This is a genomic window from Agrobacterium sp. 33MFTa1.1 (genome assembly GCF_004328495.1).
GTDB lineage: Bacteria > Pseudomonadota > Alphaproteobacteria > Rhizobiales > Rhizobiaceae > Agrobacterium > Agrobacterium pusense.
The window spans coordinates 1,612,440-1,628,765 of sequence record NZ_CP036359.1 but is presented as its reverse complement, the minus strand read 5'-3'; the positions used below and the strand labels follow the sequence as shown (position 1 = coordinate 1,628,765).

The window sequence follows — 16,326 nt, the reverse complement described above, 5'->3', positions numbered from 1 at the left end:
GGCCGGCTGCACGCCGGCCGCTGTCAACCGCCTTGCGGACCGTTGCTCGGCCGGGCGGCGCGCACTGCCGCGAGCCCCCTGATGCCATCGCGATTACCGATGGAGGCGAGGCTTTCGAATATCTGGGCGGCTTCCCCATAACGGCGCATGGCGAGATAGGAGTAACCGCGCAGCACCATTAGATCAGCACGCTCGTCAGCCAGCCGAGCCCGCTGGTCGAGGAGCAGAAGCGTTTCGGCATAACGTTTCGACTGGAAGGCGGAAACCGCGCGATCGGCAAGGATCGAAACCTGGAGCTCCGTGGCTCGCGGACGATCCATGCGCGATTTCGTCGCCGAGACCGCAGCATGATCCGTCAGCCCCATGCGCAGATAGGCGAGGCTCTGACCATAGGCCGCATCGCTTTTGACACTCGACTGACCGCCGGCAATGGCGGCTTCAAAGGCTTTCAGCGCCTCGGCCGGTCTGTTCGTCTCCATCAGGCACCAGCCGAGATCGAGCGCCTGCTGGGGCGGCAATCGCTGCGGATCAGGATAGGCGGCACAAGAGCGTGGACGCGAAGCCGTGTTGTTTGCTCTTTGCGCTGGCGAAGACAGTCTCGCCTGCTTGCGTGACGGTTCAGGCGCCTGGACGACGGGTTGAACATAGGCCACCGTCCCTCCCTGCGCCGTCTGAGGCACGGGCGCTGTCTGCTGCGGGGCGGTGGCGAGAGGCGGCGCGGTTACCGCCACGGCCGGCTGGCCGGACTGATCCACCATGCGTGCGGTACCCACATCGGCAATACGCTGCGACCGACTTGCCCATTGCTGCTGAATGCCCCGCAGGCCAGCGAGGTTGCGCAGGTCATGATAGCTCAGTGCCACGCCATAGGCAGACGGCTCATCATCCGCTTTCCAGCCAAGCGCAGTGCTGAACCATTGCAAGGCGAGCTGGCTCTGACGGAACGCAAGCGAATACCAGCCGAACTGTTGTGCCGTCGCCGCGTCCTTGCGCGCGACGGTTTCCGCTGCAATGCGCTGCAATACATCCGGCGGCAGCACCACGGGCGGCTCGAGCGCGAGAAGATTGGCGGTTGCGGCAAGATAGGTTGCGAGCGCATCGTCAGATGTCGCGCGCCATTTGTACATGACGTCCTCGGCTTCACGCGGCTCGTTGCGGTCGATCAGCGCCAGCGCCAGCCCTTGCGAGGCCGACGCGCTGTCCTCTTCCTCTCGCGCCTTGCGGAACCACTTTTCGGCCTCCGACATATTTTTCTGGCGAATATTGTACCAGCCGAGCAGCAGCGCGTCGCTAGCGAGCTTTTCCGTTTCGGCAAGCCGTTCAAGCCGGATCAGATAGGCAGAAGGGACGGTGATCCCCTCTTTTTCTCCTGCCTTCGCCACGAACTGGCGCGCGAGATCGTTCTTGACCGGCTCGAATTCCAGCTGTCCATCGGCGCCGAGCTTTTCCTTGGCCAGAAGCTCACCCATCATTTCCGCCGGCAGCAGCGCGGATGCCTTTTGCACGGTGGCGAGCCTGTCACTTGCGACAGTGCAATTGTTGAGAATGTAGAGATAGGCGTCGCGCGCCCGTGCCATCCTGTCCGTATTGGCAAAGGCATCGGCAACCCGCCACAGAACGTCGACCTCGCTGCAGGTCAGCAGACCGGAATTATTGGCGGCCGTATCCACCACCGTCGCATATTGCTTGAGGTCAGACGCGTTGATGAGGCGCTGACGCGCCTCGGCCAGAGACAGCATGCCGGTCAGGTTGTCCGGCGGCTGCCAGCCAGGTTCTGTCTGCTGGCGGTCGGCAATCGCCTTCCTGACCTCGGCATAACGGCCATCGGTATAAAGCTGCCACATGGCATCGAGCTTTGCATCGCCATTTTCCGGAACAGCAAGCGGATCAGCCGGTGGTGTCCAGTTTGGATAAAGCGTGCGAAGTCTCGCGATTTCGGCCTGAAGGCGTTGCGTATCGCCTCTCGCGGCGAAATAGCGTAATGCACTGAGATCGACTTCGGGCATATCACCCGACGCCGGCTCCGCCACGCGCGCGGCAGGCGCCTGCGCCGTCTGTGTTGGCGCTGTCTGGGCGCCGGTCTGTGGCACCGGTCGCGGCTCGGTTGCCGGCACCGTTACCGGCGGTGTCGAGGACTGCGCTAACTGCGCCATCTCGCGATTCTTGACGAAAGCGTTGATTTGCGCCGGATTTGCCGCAGGAGATATCCGCTGCGCGGCGCGATTGTCCCCCACCGCGGAGGTGTGAACGTCCGACACGCGACCGAGAATGCTGTCACGCCAGTGGAAGGCTGCAAGCGCGACTAGAAGCAGGATGAGGGCGGAAGTCGATAGAGGCTTGTTCATCGGCATTCCCCGTTATTCCTTGCCAGAAACGACAATGCCAGAAGGTGCAATGTGGAAGGATAATAAAGTGTTGGCTGAAAGCTCTTCAGTTCTTCCGGAACGGCGACCCCGCCTGCGACACAGGCCGCAAGCGCCGGAATGATGCGATAGCCGGGGTCCGACAGCACATCCTTGACCGCTCCGCTCTTCAGATCGAAAGTGCCAGCCGCACCGCTTTCCAGCGTCATGCCGTTCTTCAGCCGGTTGAGCAGCTCGGGCGAGCCCATATTCGCCCGAGAGAGATAAAGCGGAATGCGCACCGCATTGTAACCGAACTCCAGCGGGAAACCCGATGCCGGCTGGGCTCGCGTCCGCACCGATACCCAGTCGGCCGGTAGTTTCCTCTCGCCAAAGGCAAAGGCACCAATCTGCGTCACCCCGTCATCGGCTACCGCTTTCCAGAGCGGCGACGGCGCGACGAGATTGAGAACCGGGAAGGCCTCGAATATCAGATACGACGGATTGACCACCGGACCGTCATCCCGGTCCCCCTCGCCAAAACCGGTTGCAGCCGGCAGGAGCAACGTACGCCCTGCGCGCTGAACCACGGTTTTTTTGAGGATGGCGGATGCCATGGCCGTGGATGCCTCGGCGTAATCCTGCCGATTCCATTGCCCGGCAGCCAGCGCCAGCGCATAGGCGATCAGGATATCGCCATCCGTAGCGTTGTTGATATCGGTCACATGCGGACGTGTGCGCGGATCCCATTTCCAGGCGGACAGTCCGTCATCCCGCACCAGCAGTTCGGTGCGTGTGAAACTCCAGATCAGCTCGAAGTCGGCGAGGCTGTCGGACAATACCGCAAGCCACATGCCATAACCCTGACCCTCGCTGTGGCTGATATTGCCGTTGCCCGTATCGATAATGCGGCCACCGGGATCGAGAAACGCACTCTTATAGGCCGACCATGCCTCCGGCGGGATCGACGCGGTGCGGCCCGCTGAAACGGCTGTCAGCAACGTCATGATGGAAAGGACGACAACACCGGCCAGTTTCGAAATTCCGCTCTTCATCGATGTCGCCCCATCATGCGCAGCATGGCGAACGTCGCGAGACCGAGGAGCGACACGAAACCAATGAAGGCCAATGAATAGGAGAGAACGTTAGAAGACAGCCAGTTTGCCGCAATCAGCCTGAAGTTCGAGAAGGAAAATGGCCGCGTGCTATAAAGATATGGCCGTTCCACTTCGACGGTCTCGATTTTTTCAGCACCTGCGTCGTAAGCGGCGACACGCCCCGTGACGCCACCCCACCGGTTTTCACGCGTCATCGCCGCCATGCCCTCCAAAAGCTCTCCCGAACTTGGCGCGGTTGCAAGCGTCCAAACCCCTTCACCTGAAGGGCTGAGGCCCTGGGCCAGCATGAAGGAAACATTGGCAGGCGGCGCATAGGGCTGCTCGGCTGCAGGCAGGAAGCGCAATGTATCCGAACTCAGGTCGAAGTTGCGCTTCATCCATTCCTCAAAGGATGAAACCTGTCCTTCCCAGATGCCGCCGTCGACACGTTCACGCCAGTCATTAAAGAGGTTTTCACTGTTTTGCGCAGGCTGCTGAACACCGGCTCCCACTTTCCAGGAGATCTGGCTGGAGGGAACGAGGTTGAACTGGCTGATCAAAGCCTGCGGAAATTGTGAGATCGTACCAACGAACAACGCGTCCCGGTCGCCGATCACCAGTGGCGACGCGACGGTCTCAATGTCGATCGGATGCCCCGCCACGCTCGCCAGCCGGCTGATGAGCGTGGCCGCCGCCGACATCGTGTCCGTGTCAAAACGATCAAGAGACAGGGCGACGGGAGTAGTTCCAGTGCGGTAGGGCTGCCCGGCGCCAGCCATAGCAGCGAGATCGGGTTTGCGACCAATCTGCGCATAGTCCGGAATATGAATTTCCGATGTGTCGAACAATGCAAAACGGGGCGTTGCGCTCGCTGGCGCACCCGGTGCGCAGGCCTGATCCTGCGCCGTCATCAACACCGCTTCGATAGTCACCTTGTTCGGACCGGGCTTGAAGTGCCGCATTGTCACGTTGATCGGCAGATGTCTGAAAATACCCCCGCCATTATTGGAGATAGGCACGGTGGAGGCGATCTGGTCATTGACATAGATGTCGACATGGCTGCCGGGCAACACCTGCGAAGAGTAGGCTGCGTCCAGGAGAAGCGACGCTTCGCCATAGGCCGACGCATAAAAATCGGCGGGCATGCCGATGTAAAATTCATTGCGGAAACGCCGGCCGCTGAACTCGCTGCTTTCGATACCGAGTTCCGAAAGCGCGATCCGACGGTCCGACATGATCAGTGGCACATCGGGTGCGTGCCAGCTGCGCGTCGAAAAAGTGGCTCGCTGAGCGCCCGGTGTTCGCGAGATCGAGGAAAACAGTGTCTCTATCGCCGCTTGCACCGCCTGGGGGGTCGGACCGGTGACGAGAAGCGGCGACGCTCCGCCCGCGACGGCGCTGCCGAAGCCTGCGAAAGCGCCCGCTGATGCTTCAGGTGGCAAAGTTCCGGCCATGCCGGCGATTTCCCGAGCCGTGCCGACGAGGACCGAAAGCGTTCCCGCTTTCCTTTCGACGGGAGGGGCCGTCACAAAACGGACCGTCTGGTTCGGCATCTGGGTTCTGAGCGCCAGCGCCTGCGAAAGACGCAGGAGAGAATCCGCAAATGCCGGATTGCCGAGCGCCGGTGCCACGATTTCGATCGACGTCGTCGCCTTGCCATCAGGTCCGGTCGCCTGGATGTCGTCGATGTTGGCGAAACTGCCTGCAACATCGGCGTTAAAGCCTATGAAGGTATTTGCCGGATCGACATCGGTCCATAGATCATAAGTGGACTGGATCGTGCAATCTGTTCTGTGGCGCTGCTGCACCCCGAGCGACACGACATTCGCGCCGACCTGAAGGACACCGGGCGGAATTTTAAGGGAAATATTCCCCTGACTGTCCGGCGCCTCGATACGCGCTGCACCAAGCCCCACATTGTTCACGCTGACCTGAAAGTTCGAGCTTTCCGGAGCAACAACGATCGCGTTCTGATAACCGACATTCAGCGATACGGCTGCATTCACCTGCTCTGGCGTCAGATAGATACTCCATTGCCGCCGGTCCATTTCGCCCGAAAGGCTGAGCTTTTCATAGGGAAGGATATAGCGGCGGCGGCCATCGGCTGAAGAAGACGAGGCGCGCATGGAACCGGGTGAGACGCTTTCCCGGCGCGCGGGCACGGTCACTGGGGGAACCGGCGGCGGTTGGGCCGTCACGTCTGGGGAAGGCGCAGGCTTAGCCGCGAAGGGTGGCGGAACAGGTGGCTGCACCGGCGTCGGGACCTCCGGCTCGCGACGCGGTTCCACCGGAGAAATGGCGGGCGGCTCCGCGGGCTTTGGCGCGGTCTGGGCCGGCCTCTCCGGCGACATGTCGAAGGGGGATGACTGCGCAATGGCGCTCGTCGCGACTGCACCCCAGATCATCACTGTCAGCGACTGCCTGATAGGTCCGCGGCCGGTCATTTTACGGCTCCAGCAGGCTTGACGGCCTTGGAACCCGGCCGCAACGCGCGCGCAAGATAAAAGAGACCACGCTGCGTCTGGAAGAGCGATATTGCCAGGAAGGTCGCCGTACCGCGAATGAGGCCGGGGTTCCTGCGTCGAACACGCTGAAATTCGCTCCATTGCTCGGAATTGGCAAAAATCAGATCGGCGATAAGGCGGTGATCGACGGCCCGGTGTGGGGAGAAGGTGCAGCCGATCGAAATGAACCCCTCGCCTCTCACCGTCCGAACAATATTGAGAGGCATCGTTTCCGGAACGCCCTCGCTGTGGGGTTTGACCCTGACGATCGCAGTCTCGCCTTTTTCGACCGTGGTTGCGTTATCGAATAGATTGATGAGCAGACCGTGGACGGAAACATTGTCGATGGAGGCCGGCACCCAGGTGTCGCTGCCCTCAAGCTTGACCTCGCAGCGCCGCTTCACGGTGATGCGCCGCGAGGCGGACTTGTCGCCGCGTTCAGAAACGACCCCCAGCGCGCAACCGGCGAAGATGAGGTTCAGGAGGTTCCAGCCGCCAACCACGAGCGTGACATCCGCCTTGTAGGGCTCGCTGTAGATACGCCAGACGGCAAAGATCATCGCCACCACCAGCAATCCGAAAATCACGAAGAACGGCCGGCTGATTTCCGAGAGTCGCGCCTCAGCGATGGATTCATCCTTCGCCGTGACCTTGAAGGTTGGCTTGCCCGGATTGAAGATCACTGAAACGACGGCGGGCAGGAGGTGAACCGTCTGCACATATTCGTAGAGTTCCGATATCCACGGCCAGCGGAAACTGCCGTAGAGATAGTTCTGCATCATGAGGTTCACGAGCATGTAGGCCGCCGTATAGGCCAGAAACTCGCCGCCCGAGGCCACAAATATCTGCAGGTCGAAGAAAAGATAGAACAGCGGCGCAAACAGGAAGATCGTGCGCGGAAACGGAAATAGCCAGAACAGCGTCGAGGACATGTAGCAGAGGCGCTGTGTGAATGTGAGGCCACGCTTGAACAGGGGCTGACGGAAAATCAGGATCTGCATCATGCCCTGTGCCCAGCGGCTGCGCTGACCGATGAAGCTTGCGAAAGTGGCCGGCTGCAACCCGGCAATCAGGGGCTTGTCCACATAGATGCTGTTCCAGCCGCGGGAATGCAGTGCGAGGGCCGTTTCACAATCTTCCGTGATGCTGACACCGCTGAAACCTTCGGTATCCTGCAGGGCCTCGCGCCGCAGCACGGCGGCGGAACCGCAGAAGAAGGCGCCGTTCCACTTGTCGAGACCGCGCTGGATGATGCCGTAAAACATCTCATTTTCGCTCGGCATCGTCTCGAAGGTTCGTAGATTGCGCTCGATCGGATCGGGATTGACGAAGAAATGCGGCGTCTGCACTAGGAACAGCCGCGGGTCTTCTTCGAAATAACCAACGGTTTCCAGCAGGAAGTCGCGCGCGGGCGCGTGGTCGGCGTCGAAGACCGTGACGAGTTCGCCGGTCGAATGGGCAAGGCCGTTATTGAGATTTCCGGCCTTGGCGTGGACATTGCGCTCGCGCGTCAGATAACGCACGTCGAGGTCTTCGCAGAGTTTCTTCAGCTCTTCATGGCGGCGCTGCGCGGCCTGCGCTTCGACAATATTGGCGGCATTGCGCTTCTGCACCGAGCCGCCATCATCCAGCAGCCAGACCGTGAAGCGGTCTGCCGGATAATCCATGTTCTTGGCCGCCGCCAGCGTATTGGCCAGAAGCTCCGCATCCTCGTTGTAACTGGGCACGAAGACATCCACTGTCGGACGGTATGTGGGCGAGCCGGGCTTGGTCTTGCGCGACGGCAGCGGCATGGACACGATGACAAGACTGAGCGCCAGCATCACCACGCTATACATTTCCGCCAGATAGAGCAGAAAACCGGGAATGAAGTTCTCAAGCTGATTGACGGGCGGCAACGTGCTTGTCGTGCGCCAGTAGACGTAACGGAGCACGATGGCCGTACCGAAACCGAGGGCCACCAGCCGCCAGACCCCCTGCCCGTTGAAGCCCTTGATCGTTGCGAGGAGAATAAGCGAGATTGCCGTTGCGACCAGGTGGGTCTGCAAGCTGACCGGCATCGTGATGATGGCCAGAACGCAAAGCGACACAAGCAACCAGACAATGATTGTGATGGCCTTGTTCATCCAGAAACTTTCCGTTCTCGTCCCCATCCGGAATTTCGACCCGGAATCTCCGCTCTCGTCCCCGCCATCATCTGCATCCCTGGCCCGCCCCCGAAACCGAAATGCACGATGGCGAGGGAATGGACACCTGCGGTACCCGCGATGATTGCTGTTCGCCTGTGACTGCCCGACCGCCGGCGGCGCGCGGGGCCGTCACCGCAGGCTGACCCGACGCACCCGCCGATACCGGCGAAGGAATGTTAACTGCTGCAACGGGCGGCAGCGGCTGTTGTTCCGGCTGGACCGGGGCAGTGGCCGCCGCACGACGAACCGGCCGGACCGGCACGCTGGCGGTGACCTCGCCGCCGGGTCGCATCGGCACCTCTTCCGACTTTATCGGGTAGACCGGATTGCCGGGACGGCCGAGATTTTTGTCCACCGCCTGCGGCGTGCCGTAGGGGTTCCAGCTTGGCGAGGCATAAGTCCCGGTGATGGTATAATTATACATCACCGCCAGAAGCCGCTCGACGCTTGCGCCGGATTGACAGAGGCGTAGCCGCACCTTGATGCGCCCCAGATTGCGGAAATCCTGCCGCATGCTTTCGGGGGAACGTATATCCTGCCAACCATAAAGGCAGGTATCCTCACCACGTCCCTTGCCAGCGGCATAGGAAAACGCGCCGTAACTGTTCTGCAGGTAATTTGCCGACATGGCGATGGTTTCACCGGGAAATTCCGCACGGATTTCCCGTGCGAGGGAGGAAGCCCTGAAACCGGTGAACGCCAGGGAATCGAGATCTGTATCGCCCGCCTGCTGCGGACCGAAGAACTCCGCCTTGAGATAATTCTGTCCCGGTGTAGCAGCCTCCGAACGCAATATGACCTGCTGCGCCACGGCGTTGGAATAAGTACGGCTGACGACGGTAACGATTTCTGGACCGCCAGGCGGCGGAAAAATCAGCGCTTCGGAGGGCGACAGAAGCTGCGTCCCGCCGAACGACCGAACGCCCGCGGGAGTATTGCAGCCAGAAAGAACCGCAATGGAAAACAGCAATGAAGTATAGGCAGAAAATTTCACTGCCCTTCGCCCCTTTTTTTCCCCGACGCCGCCCAGATTAAAAGGAAACCGAATCACCAATGACCAGACCATTGTTACGAAATACGTGAGGACTGCGAATAAGCAATCGCAAATTTCCGTTGTAATTTCTGATAGTTTATGGCCTGCGAATCGCTTTTTCGCTGCCGTTGGCGAGGGGAAAAAAGGTGGAACCAATCACGCCGCTGCGGGTTGGCTTTGCGTCAGATCGATAATTTTTGCGGTTGCAGCGCAATATGCCACATGGTCTATTTGCCTCCATAGTTACGTATTTTTATTGATCTCAATTTATTCAACTGTAAAAACAGAGAGTTACCGCATGACCGTGCAATTTCCGAGTATCGCGCAGACACTTGCCGAGGAGATCGGAACATTACGCAAATGGCTGGATGAGGACGCCCTGCCATTGTGGTGGGAGGCGGGGTCAGCCCGGCCGGATGGCGGCTTTTACGAGCGTCTCGGTCAGGATGCGAAACCGGTTTTTTCCGATGACCGCCGCGCCCGCGTCCAGCCGCGCCAGGCTTATTGTTATGCCGCCGCCGGCCAGCATGGCTGGCACGGACCCTGGAAAGACGCAGTGTTGCACGGGCTGTCCTGGTTCGAGAAGGTCTATCGCCTTGAAAACGGCCTTTACGGCAACCTGGCCGACCAGACCGGAAAACTGATCGACCCCTCCTTCGATCTCTACAACCAGGCTTTTGCGCTTTTCGCCGCAGCACAGACAGCTGCGATCCTTCCCGAGCGGAGGAATGAGATGCGCAGCCGCGCGCTCGAAATCCTTGCCATTCTCGAGCGCGACTACAGACATCCCATCGCCGGCTTCGAGGAGGCGAACCCGCCGCGCACTCCGCTTTGCTCCAATCCGCATATGCATCTTTTCGAAGCGATGCTGGCCTGGGAAGAACAGGATCGTGACGGCCCGTGGTCGGCGCTGGCGGACGAGATTGCCGGCCTCGCACTTTCCCGCTTCATCGATGACGGCAATGGCGGCCTGCGCGAATTCTTCGCCCATGACTGGACACCTTACGAAGGGGAGAAGGGCCGGATCATGGAGCCGGGCCACCAGTTCGAATGGGCCTGGCTTCTGGTGCGCTGGGGCAGCCTGCGTGGAAACGAAGAAGCGATCAGGAAGGCAAAACGCCTGTTCGAGATCGGCGAGGCCTACGGCATCTGCCCGCGCCGGAAGGTGGCGGTAATGAGCCTTTACGACGATTTTTCGATGCGTGACGGGCTTGCGCGACTATGGCCGCAGACGGAATGGCTGAAGGCGGCGGTGCGGCTTGCCAGTGTGACTGATGGCGAGGAGCGGCAGCGTTACCTTGCCTCTGGTCTGAGCGCCATCGGCGCGCTGCAGCCTTTCCTTGACACGCCGGTCAAGGGCCTGTGGTTCGACAAATGGCCGGCGGACCGGCCGATGCTCGACGAACCAGCGCCGGCAAGCACGTTTTATCACATCGTCTGCGCCATCTATGAGGCCGAGGCGGTGCTGGCAGCAGGGTGAGGAACGTCACTTACCGGGCGAGCGGCATCGCCGCTCGCCGGTTTTGATACCGGTCAAACCTTGGCCGGACGCACCACGCGCCAGTCAGGTCTGCCGAGATTGTGCGGCCAGGCATGAACGTCCTTGTCATTGAAGTAGACGACTTCTTCCAGCTTTGGAAAATCCGCCTGTTTCAGCGTCACGTCGTTCATCCACGGGCGAACATAGGAATCGCTGCCTTCATAACCCAGTTCTGCGACCCAGACTGGTTTGTCGAAGGTCTCGACGAGTCCGTAGCCCTTGCGCAGCAGATCCGTGAAGGTCTTCGGCGCGCCATATTCGATCTTGTCGTAATCTTCGAGACCGAACACCGACAGACCGACCAGATCGGCGTAATTGTCACCGGGATAATAGGCCCGCAAACCATCCAGACCTTTCGGCGACCACATCACTTTCACACCGGGAACAGCCTTGCGCGTCATATCCACCACGCGCTTATAGGCGGTGATGTAATCACGCGGGTTCCAGCCCGACCACGAGAAGCGGCCGGTCGTGTCTTCCATTTCCTGCCCCCAGCGCAGGATCAGCGGGCTCTTCATGGCCGACATGCGTGCGGCGATCGCCTGCATGTTCTTATCGTAATCGCCACTCAGAACCTTGCGGCGCAACTCGTCTGAAGAGAGGCGCCAGTTGACGTCCCACGACCAGGGTTCGACCGTGATCATCACATTGCGCTTGCGCTCCAGGGCGTAGGCATCCGCAAGTGCGAGACTATCGAGATCCACGTCTTCCCAGGGCAAGAACAGGTGTTCCGTCGCCACCCCGGACTGGCCGGTGAAATCGCCGTGCGGATCATATGCGCCGAAACGTATTCCGTCCGCATGCAATGTCGGTCTTTTGTCGGCAAGCGTCTTCATGCCCGTCGAGGTCATGGGGGCGACCCCTTGCGCGTCGAGCTTGAGCACCGGATACATTCCGGCGGTAAAGGCTGCGGCGGCACCACTCGCGAACAGAAGTGTTCGTCTTGTTATCTGCATGACACCTTACTCCTTACCTTGTTGCCGTCATCGCCTTGTCGTAGGCGGCGATCTGCGGCGTGACATCGTCCTTGCGGACGAGCTTGAGGAATTCATCGCCAGGGCGGGGCGGATTGTGCCGGAACACGTACCATTGCCCGCCCTGTTTGCGCTGGTAGAGCACCTTGCCGATGCGGCCATGGTCGAAGCAGGTATCGGCCTTGCCGCTTCCCGCCTCGGCTTTCCAGGTGGCGCGCATGCACAATGTGCCATTGGCATCGACAGTCCAGCGGCCTTCACCGATGGACTTCTTGCCCTTTTCTTCCGTTGCAGCGATGAATTTACGGCCGTCGGCGATGAAGCGCCCGCCGCCCGTATCCCATTTCCAGGTCTTGTCGAAATACATCTCCACGACCTCGCTGGTTCTGAGCGGCTTCGGCGTCTTCGTGCCGCCTGCAGCATGGACGACGCTTGGCGCGACCACCGCAAGACAGAGTACGAAAGCGGAGAATCCGCATGTGCTTATTGTTGTTTTCATCACAGCCTCCTCCTTCATTGTCCGACCCTATTGTCGGCCAGCATGATCTCTCCGGTTGCCACCGCTGGCGGCGGCGCAACGATTGGTTCTGCCTGCATTTCCTGCGGCCCGCGCAGTCCAGGCAGTGCAATGCGCAGTTTCAGACGCACCGACCTTGCACCTTCCGCGCCCGCGCCTGCGACCGTGAACCGTGTTTCGGTAAAACTGATATAGGGTTGTCCATGCGAGAGAGCTTCCAGCCCACCAATCGCATGGGAGCTGAGCTCCGCAGCACTTCCCGCCACCAGCAGCAAGGAACAGGCGGCAGCACTCGCTCCACCGCGCAGGGCCGGCAGCTTCGGCAAACCGTTTTCCACTGCATGGCGGATGAGCAGAAACACCGACAGGCCCGCATAGATCGCCACATTGATGGCAGCGAAGATAAAGAACCCCTCCGCGCCGTTTTGGCGCGGCGCCAGAACCATGGCAAGAAGGCTGAGCGCCGCGAGGACCATGTATGGTGCGACTACCCGCAGCGGCAGCGGCGGTTTTGCCTGCGTGCCCTTGGGTGTGATGCGGAAATCGACGAAATCGCCACGGATCGTGTCACGTACGGCGGCCAGCACACCCATAAGCGACCATGGCCAGCGCAGGAACAGGAACACCATGGCCTCCCAGCTGAAAAGCTTCGCATCATGCGGACGGAACGCGCCCGTGGCCCGCCAGAAGAAAGCAAACACGATCATGATCAGCGAAACCGGAAGGAAATGCGCCAGAAACGCCGGATAGGATGCGTTGACCAGCACATGGCCTCTCACCAGCGCCACGGCCGGAAGCACGAACATCAGAGCCATGAAGCCGGAGAACAGCGGATACCAGAGTTGCGAAAACAGGAACTGGAACTTCAGTCGCGCGGGCAGCTTCGGCACGTAATGCCGTGAATACTGCAGCAGAATGGTCATAAGGCTGCGCGACCACTGGAACTCCTGAACGATGAGATCGGCAAAGGTCACCGGCCCGTCGCCATGGGCGATAGCATTGACGGCGTGGACGCCGCGCCAGCCGCCGGCATTCATCAAAAGCGTGGTGGAATGATCTTCGGCAAGCTCCGGCCCGAGGCCGCCCACCTCCCGAAGAGCCTTCGTGCGCACGGCGTAATGCGAGCCGATGCAAAGCGGCGCCCAGCCATTATTGTATCCCAGCTGGAGCGCACCATGCAGGCTTGCCTCGGCATAAAGCCTTCCGCGTGCGGCCCAGCTTTCATTGGCATTGGCGTCGCAAATGCTTGGGGCGGACACATATCCAATGCTCGGATCGGCAAAGGGACGGATTACCTCGCTCAGATAGTCGGGTTCCGGCACGTGATCCGCATCGAACTGGGCGACAAAATCATAACGCTCGTAACCGTAACGGTCGTAAAAATAGGCGAGATTGCCCTCTTTGCAGCGCGTGCGCCGCGGCCAGGTCTTGCGGTGATACTCGGCAATGCCCTGTCGGGTGGAAACGAAAACGCCGTGCGCGCCACACCATTTCAACGTTTCCGCATCCGGGGCTTCATCGGCAAGCCAGACGTCGAACTCCAGACCCTTCTGCTCCAGCATGGCCAGCAACGTCTTTTCCACCACCGCGAAAGGTTCCGACGGCGCTTTGGTGACCACCATCGCCACCCTGCCCCCCGGCAGAGGCGAGCGCCGGTCAACAACCCTCGCGTTGAGAAATATGAAGATGAAATAGGATGGCAGAAGCGTGATCCACGCCAGCGCCAACGTGACCACGGAGTAGTAGGGCCAGTCGATGACGCGATCTCGATCGAGCCACCAGATCCAGAAATAGGCGAGCGTCACCAGCCAGCCACCGATGCCAAGCAGGTAGGCAAGGCGGTTCCAGCCTGTAAAGATCGGCAGCATCCGCAACACGCCTGCAGCGGCGCGGGGGGATGCGACGGAGGGCGTGGAGCGCATCGTCATGACAGCACCTCCAGTCCAAAACCGGGACCGGCCGTGCGGATGATAGTGTCTATATCGGAGCGCCTGGGCGCAAAGCCGAGCGTCTGCCTTGCGCGTTCTATATCGGCAAAGAGCGCCGGAGGGTCTCCTGCGCGCCGTGCGCCAAAATGAACAGGGACTTCCTGCCCCGTCACGCGATGGATTGCCCGAATGATGTCACCGACCGATGTGCCGTGACCAGAGCCGAGATTGACACGCAACGTCTCGCCGCCATCGGCAAGATAGTTGACGGCGGCGACATGGGCATCGGCCAGGTCACTGACATGGATATAATCGCGAATGCAGGTACCGTCACTGGTATCGTAATCGGCACCGAACACATCGAGTTGCGGCAGCCTTGCGGCAGCGGCCATCAGCGCACGGGGAATCAGATGCGTCTCCGGTTCATGACGTTCGCAAAGCTCGCCATCCGGGTCCGCACCGGCGGCATTGAAATAACGCAGTGCAACGAAACGCAGACCATAGGCCGCGGCATAATCGTCTAGCGCCATCTCGAAGATCAGCTTGGTGCGGCCGTAAGGATTGACCGGCGTCTGTGCCGTCTCCTCACTGATGGGCAGTTGCGGCGGCACGCCATAGGTGGCGCAACTGGACGAAAACACCAGTCCGCCGATATTCTGGTCAAGACAGGCGTCCAGCAGCGAAAGACTGCCGCCGACATTGTTGCGGTAGTATTTGCGTGGATCCTCGACGGACTCGCCGACATAAGCGTTGGCGGCACAATGAATAACGAAGGCTGGCGAGAATTCCTGGAGCGTGGCTTTCAGGAGACCACGATCCAGAATGTCGCCTTCGATAAAGGGACCCCAGCGGACCGAATCCGCGTGACCGGTCGATAGATTGTCATAAGCTATGGGCTTGAAGCCGGATTGCGCCAGCGCCTTGCAGATGTGGCTGCCTATGAATCCGGCCCCGCCCGTGACGAGGATTGTGCGGGGCATCTCATACGGCCTCCGCCACTTTCCGGCCCGCCAGCAACGCATCGAAATAGACGATCGTTCTTTCAAGGCCGATTTCGAGCGGTACACGCGGCTGCCATTTCAGCAGCTCGTTTGCCCGCGAAATATCCGGACGACGCTGCTGCGGATCATCGATCGCGGCAGGCAGATGGACGATGCGCGAGCGAGAACCTGTCATCCGGATAACAATGTCGGCCAGCTGCCGCACGGGAATTTCTGTGGGATTACCGAGATTGATCGGCCCGGTGCAGTCTTTCGGTTTGGCCGAGAAGCGCAGGAAGCCATCGATCAGGTCATCGACATAGCAGAAAGAACGGGTCTGGCTGCCATCACCGTAAATGGTGATGTCGTCCCCCTTCAGCGCCTGAACGATGAAGTTCGAAACCACACGGCCGTCGTCAGGGCGCATACGCGGCCCGTAAGTGTTGAAAATGCGTCCGACCTTGATATCGACACCGAAAGTGCGGTGATAATCGAAAAACAGCGTTTCGGCGCTGCGTTTCCCTTCATCGTAGCAGGCGCGCGGCCCGATTGTATTTACATTGCCGAAATAGGTTTCCGGTTGCGGATTGACGTGGGGATCGCCATAGACTTCCGAGGTCGAGGACTGCACCACGGTAGCACCGCATCTGCGCGCGACTTCCAGCACATTGACTGCGCCGAGTACATTGGTGAGAAGGGTACCGACGGGATCGCGCTGATAATCAGGCGGCGAAGCCGGAGAGGCAAAGTTGAAGATCAGCGAAACATCGATGTCATAGGGTTTGCGCACATCGTGCTCGACCATCAGAAACCGCTTATTGTTCCGCAAATGCTCCACATTCGCGGTACGGCCGGTCGAAAGATCATCGAGACAGATCACCTCGTGACCGCTGCTCAGCAACCGCTCGCAGAGATGGGAGCCCAGGAAACCGGCGCCACCATTAACGAGTACCCGTTGCCCGGGTTTCCAATCTGAGTAAATGGTAACGCCGTTATCATGTTCGTTGGGAACGAAATTACGCATAACACACACCTCCCCACGGTGAATCAGCACAGCCGATTCAACTAAGTGAATTAAACTCTCCATTTGACGCTAACTGAATATCATCCCTCTATTTTTTCTTCTTCCTGAGGTTTTAATATTCACATCCGATAAATTTCCACTTTCATGATAAGCGCAGGCAAAAACAGGTCAACTTCAATTTATCGAAATATTACAATT

General features: G+C 59.8%; 11 protein-coding genes. 1 reads left to right on the top strand and 10 read right to left on the bottom strand.

The features are described from left to right. Window positions 1-23: 23 nt before the first annotated feature. The 5 genes from EYD00_RS21285 to bcsN form a co-directional block, all read right to left on the bottom strand. Window positions 24-2,351 carry a tetratricopeptide repeat protein gene (locus EYD00_RS21285; protein WP_034498222.1) on the bottom strand — a complete coding sequence of 776 codons (2,328 nt, stop codon included), beginning with the start codon at window positions 2,349-2,351 and terminating at the stop codon, window positions 24-26. Then, a complete protein-coding gene (locus EYD00_RS21280; RefSeq protein ID WP_034498225.1) occupies window positions 2,342-3,397 on the bottom strand; it encodes a family 8 glycosyl hydrolase in 1,056 nt (351 codons plus the stop codon). The genes EYD00_RS21285 and EYD00_RS21280 overlap by 10 nt, the downstream gene beginning before the upstream one ends. Further along, a complete protein-coding gene (locus EYD00_RS21275) occupies window positions 3,394-5,883 on the bottom strand; it encodes a cellulose biosynthesis cyclic di-GMP-binding regulatory protein BcsB (protein WP_034498227.1) in 2,490 nt (829 codons plus the stop codon). The genes EYD00_RS21280 and EYD00_RS21275 overlap by 4 nt, the downstream gene beginning before the upstream one ends. Beyond that, window positions 5,880-8,069, bottom strand: a complete 2,190-nt coding sequence (bcsA, locus tag EYD00_RS21270) for a UDP-forming cellulose synthase catalytic subunit (RefSeq protein WP_034498229.1) — start codon at window positions 8,067-8,069, stop codon at window positions 5,880-5,882. The genes EYD00_RS21275 and bcsA overlap by 4 nt, the downstream gene beginning before the upstream one ends. Before the next feature lie 67 nt (window positions 8,070-8,136). Then, a complete protein-coding gene (gene bcsN, locus EYD00_RS21265; RefSeq protein ID WP_034498231.1) occupies window positions 8,137-9,126 on the bottom strand; it encodes a cellulose biosynthesis protein BcsN in 990 nt (329 codons plus the stop codon). Window positions 9,127-9,463: 337 nt separating this feature from the next. Between bcsN and EYD00_RS21260 the strand changes: the two genes are divergently transcribed. Next, a complete protein-coding gene (locus tag EYD00_RS21260; RefSeq protein WP_034498233.1) occupies window positions 9,464-10,645 on the top strand; it encodes an AGE family epimerase/isomerase in 1,182 nt (393 codons plus the stop codon). Window positions 10,646-10,698: 53 nt separating this feature from the next. Here the strand turns inward: EYD00_RS21260 and EYD00_RS21255 are convergent, their stop codons facing one another. From EYD00_RS21255 to EYD00_RS21235, 5 genes are read right to left on the bottom strand one after another with little or no spacing between them, the layout of a single operon-like run. After that, complete coding sequence (locus tag EYD00_RS21255; RefSeq protein ID WP_004438632.1) at window positions 10,699-11,661, bottom strand: glycoside hydrolase family 26 protein; 963 nt, start codon at window positions 11,659-11,661, stop codon at window positions 10,699-10,701. A gap of 13 nt (window positions 11,662-11,674) precedes the next feature. Next, on the bottom strand, window positions 11,675-12,178 hold the full coding sequence (locus EYD00_RS21250) for a DUF995 domain-containing protein (RefSeq protein WP_034498547.1): 504 nt from the start codon (window positions 12,176-12,178) through the stop codon (window positions 11,675-11,677). A gap of 14 nt (window positions 12,179-12,192) precedes the next feature. Next, the gene (locus EYD00_RS21245; protein WP_034498235.1) at window positions 12,193-14,124 is read right to left on the bottom strand and encodes a glycosyltransferase family 2 protein; all 1,932 of its coding nucleotides are present in this window, start codon (window positions 14,122-14,124) and stop codon (window positions 12,193-12,195) included. Further along, window positions 14,121-15,104, bottom strand: coding sequence for a UDP-glucose 4-epimerase GalE (gene galE / locus EYD00_RS21240; protein ID WP_022563658.1), 984 nt, complete (start codon window positions 15,102-15,104; stop codon window positions 14,121-14,123). Before galE ends, EYD00_RS21245 begins: the two co-directional genes overlap by 4 nt. A 1-nt stretch (window position 15,105) precedes the next feature. Then, complete coding sequence (locus EYD00_RS21235) at window positions 15,106-16,128, bottom strand: UDP-glucuronic acid decarboxylase family protein (protein ID WP_006698573.1); 1,023 nt, start codon at window positions 16,126-16,128, stop codon at window positions 15,106-15,108. Window positions 16,129-16,326: the final 198 nt, after the last annotated feature.

Excerpts from the sequence above, each read along its gene's own strand:
- EYD00_RS21285 (WP_034498222.1), bottom strand. The coding sequence starts at position 2,351 with ATGCCGATGAACAAGCCTCTATCGACTTCCGCCCTCATCCTGCTTCTA.
- EYD00_RS21280 (WP_034498225.1), bottom strand. The coding sequence starts at position 3,397 with ATGAAGAGCGGAATTTCGAAACTGGCCGGTGTTGTCGTCCTTTCCATC.
- EYD00_RS21275 (WP_034498227.1), bottom strand. The coding sequence starts at position 5,883 with ATGACCGGCCGCGGACCTATCAGGCAGTCGCTGACAGTGATGATCTGG.
- bcsA (WP_034498229.1), bottom strand. The coding sequence starts at position 8,069 with ATGAACAAGGCCATCACAATCATTGTCTGGTTGCTTGTGTCGCTTTGC.
- EYD00_RS21260 (WP_034498233.1), top strand. The coding sequence starts at position 9,464 with ATGACCGTGCAATTTCCGAGTATCGCGCAGACACTTGCCGAGGAGATC.
- EYD00_RS21255 (WP_004438632.1), bottom strand. The coding sequence starts at position 11,661 with ATGCAGATAACAAGACGAACACTTCTGTTCGCGAGTGGTGCCGCCGCA.
- EYD00_RS21250 (WP_034498547.1), bottom strand. The coding sequence starts at position 12,178 with ATGAAAACAACAATAAGCACATGCGGATTCTCCGCTTTCGTACTCTGT.
- EYD00_RS21245 (WP_034498235.1), bottom strand. The coding sequence starts at position 14,124 with ATGACGATGCGCTCCACGCCCTCCGTCGCATCCCCCCGCGCCGCTGCA.
- galE (WP_022563658.1), bottom strand. The coding sequence starts at position 15,104 with ATGCCCCGCACAATCCTCGTCACGGGCGGGGCCGGATTCATAGGCAGC.
- EYD00_RS21235 (WP_006698573.1), bottom strand. The coding sequence starts at position 16,128 with ATGCGTAATTTCGTTCCCAACGAACATGATAACGGCGTTACCATTTAC.